This window comes from Mesorhizobium sp. (assembly GCF_004962925.1).
Lineage (GTDB): Bacteria > Pseudomonadota > Alphaproteobacteria > Rhizobiales > Rhizobiaceae > Mesorhizobium.
This window is the reverse complement of sequence record NZ_SUEO01000133.1, coordinates 1-3119: the sequence shown is the minus strand read 5'-3', so window position 1 is coordinate 3119 and position 3119 is coordinate 1. Positions and strand designations below refer to the sequence as shown.

The 3119-nt window shown below is 59.8% G+C and carries 4 protein-coding genes; all 4 read right to left on the bottom strand.

The window, feature by feature from the left end:
• Positions 1-856: NAD(P)/FAD-dependent oxidoreductase (locus tag E5W87_RS23185; RefSeq protein ID WP_292402780.1), on the bottom strand; the 856-nt coding region annotated here is incomplete at its 3' end.
• A 66-nt stretch (positions 857-922) separates the two neighbouring features.
• Complete coding sequence (locus tag E5W87_RS23180) at positions 923-1792, bottom strand: OsmC family protein (RefSeq protein ID WP_292402778.1); 870 nt, start codon at positions 1790-1792, stop codon at positions 923-925.
• 12 nt (positions 1793-1804) lie between these two features.
• The gene (locus E5W87_RS23175) at positions 1805-2053 is read right to left on the bottom strand and encodes a DUF1127 domain-containing protein (RefSeq protein ID WP_292402776.1); all 249 of its coding nucleotides are present in this window, start codon (positions 2051-2053) and stop codon (positions 1805-1807) included.
• A 256-nt stretch (positions 2054-2309) separates the two neighbouring features.
• The gene (locus E5W87_RS23170) at positions 2310-2735 is read right to left on the bottom strand and encodes a globin family protein (protein WP_292402771.1); all 426 of its coding nucleotides are present in this window, start codon (positions 2733-2735) and stop codon (positions 2310-2312) included.
• Positions 2736-3119: the final 384 nt, after the last annotated feature.

Sequence of the window (3119 nt, the reverse complement as noted above, 5' to 3'; positions counted from 1 at the left end):
CCGCCGACGCGATGCTATCTTTGAGATCATCGGCAAAGCCAATTGTCCCGTTCGAGATGCCTTTCAACCGCCCGGTGAGTTCGACTCCGATGCCCTGAAGGGTCGCCAGATCGACATTGGAGCGATCCGCCCGACCGGCAAGTTGAAGTGAAGGCTGTCGTCTGGCGCTGTCGGGATCTATCAAATCGTCCAGCCGCTGGGACATGAATCCCATATGGTAGAGCCACCAGAAGATATCCTTGTCTCGCCAGATGCGCGGCAAACGCGTGTGCTTGCCGACGGACAGGATTACGCGTCTGCCACTGCGTCGCAGCTCGTCGGCAATCTGGACGCCCGACGACGATGCGCCGACAACCAGCACGCCGCCTGACGCAAGCTGGTCGGGACTTCGGTACTGCGAAGCGTGGATGCTGACCGCTTGGTCCGCGCTGGTATGCAGCGGGAAGGGCATGCTCGGCACGTCGCAATGACCAGTGGCCACAACGACGACTTTCGCCGACCAGTCGCCGGCGGTCGTCCGCAGCCTGAAGCCTTGCCCATCCTGTTCGCACGACAAGACATCGACGTACGAGCGCACCGGCGCTTGCGATCGATGGGCATAGCCAACCAGGGTTTCCACAAACGCGTCGCGGCTCATGTAGCCGTCGGGTTCGGAGCCACAATATGGGGAGCCTGGCAGCGCGTTCAGCCAATTGGGCGTCAAAAGGCGGAGCGAACGCCATGTCGAGGACCGCCACCGTTCGCCAATGCGCCTGCGTTCCAGAACGACATGCGAGATCCCGCGTTTTCGAAGGCAATGGCTCAAGGCGATGCCCGCCTGGCCAGCGCCGACGATGACAACGTCAGCCTGTTCCATATTGGTTTCCATCAGTTTTGGAGGGCGACGGTTCAGACACCCGTCCGAACCGCCTTTCCGGGTGGATCACTGGATGGTTTTGACACCGACCGAAACGGAAACACCGTTCGTCAGCACGTCGAAGACCGCGGACCGTGCCCGTGCCTGCTCGACCAGTTGCTGGAGCTTCTCGGCCGGCGCATCGCCCTCGATTTCGAACGCCACCGTGATGTTCTGAAAGCCGTTTCGGACCTCGTCGGAAATCCCGAGGATGCCGCGCAGATCGATGTCGCCATCGACCGAGCACTGCACCTTGGTCAGCTTGATGCCGCGCGCCGCGGCGATGTTGGCGACGCCCGCCATCAGGCAGCTGGCGAGCGCATGCAGCAGCCATTCGACCGGGGTGGGGCCGTGATCGGCGCCGCACAGCACGGCCGGGTGGTCGCTGTCGGCGTAATAGGCTTTGGCATGCTTCTGTTCCTGGCCGGCGCCGTGGAAGTCGAGCATGACGCTCTTGCTGTGGGTGCCTTCGACCCACTCGTTGTGGGCGCGGAACTGGAACTTGGCCAGTTCAGGCTGGCCGGCGACAAAGTTGATCGTTGCCAGAAGGTTCGGCGTGTCGACGCCGTTCAACGGTGGCCTTGAGGCCTTGGTGGTGTGTTGCATCGTTTTCTCCAAGAATGGTGCGGCGGGTTTGCCGACCGCTCCCGTATGATGATGCAGCGTTTGAACGAGGGTGGTTGCGTTCGTGGAATTTGCTTTGATCCATCCGTTCCCACGCGGCGAAACGGACTTTGTGCGAGAAGTGCAGGCCTTGTTCAAAACACTAAAAATCCCCGGCGATGGGATCGCCAGGGATTGCGCGGTTGAGTAATTCTTGTGTTGAAGGCTTGGCTCGACTTCGGGGTAACCTCTCGCGTCCGCCGAGCCGAGCTCGTTCAGCAGGCCCGGGATCAAGGTGGATCGGCATCATTTCGCGTTCAAGCGACCGCGTTGAGCGCTGTTGGCAATTGTAAACCGCATGGACGTGACGTGATCGATCTCCGAGCGGCCGATGCCGATGTCCTTAAGCAGGTAGTCGGGCATTGAATGTAGCGCGACTCGCACCCTGCGCATCTTCGATGCACGGAAGGCCAGGCGCATCGCGGATTTTGCGAAGCCGATAGCGTCGAGCCTGTCTCTCGAGGCGGAATAGTTTGCGTGATCGATAGTGGTCATTTTTATCTCCATCCACGCGACGCGACCATTCGCGCCGTCGATGAGAGGAGATTGCGATAAGATCAGGGGAGTGAGCGTTTGAGCCTGCGTCGAATTATGATCGAATTCGAGGGAATGGATCCGTCAGACTGCGTGCGCTATCACGGAAATCGATAGCCACTATCAATCGCGGCCGCCGGGCTGGGCCACTGGAGCGTTTGGTTTCAAAGCGTGAACATAGCTAACTTAAGTGCCGATTGTTCCGGCATCGGATGCCTCACGCTGCGAGCTGATCCTCGCGGGCAGCCGCGATCATCATACTTGCGAGCAACGCATAGGCTGCCTCCCAAGCCTCGCGGACCGCCGGCGTGAAGGCCGTGCCGTGGCCGGCCGCCAACGTGTCGATGAGCGCTTGCCCGACGATCGGGTAATGATGCTCCTTGACGCCGTAGGTGACGTGACGCTTGGCGAGTTCGCGCACTGTCGGGAGGATGGTGTTGGCATGATCCAGTCCGCGCACGACGAAGCCCAGGTCCGCCATCAGCTTTGCACCTTGCTTGGGCATGTCGCTCGCCAGAAACAGTGCGCGAAGATCCGAGTCGATCCCGAACAGGCGTTCATAGAACAGAGCCGCGGCTGCCACGCGTATCGGGAGGACCTCGTGGAAACTATCCTGGACAAGTCGAATCTGGTCAGGCGTCATCGGCGACGCTCCTGGGGTTCGTAGCCTGTGTGGAGTTCAACCGTCCTCCCAAAACGTTTCGCGTGCATGTCGCCCGGCGCGTCGATGTGTTTCAGTTGCGTGTCAATTGGCGTTCTGTTTGCGCAGTTGTTTTCAGATTCCTTCTGTTCCTGGTGCCCGGAAACCTCTCGATGTGACCAAGCGTCCAGGAAACATTCCCGAACGGTTCTCTAATCACAGATCATTCGAATTTTCATCGCCTGGTAGATCACGGCCGAAACTCATTGCGCCGCTGAATTTGTCGCAATCGGACCAATGTCCGCACCGGTCATCTCCCGCCATTCCCAACGCGTAAGTCGGATTGCGACAAATTCAGCGGCGCAATGAGTTTCGGCCGTGATCTAC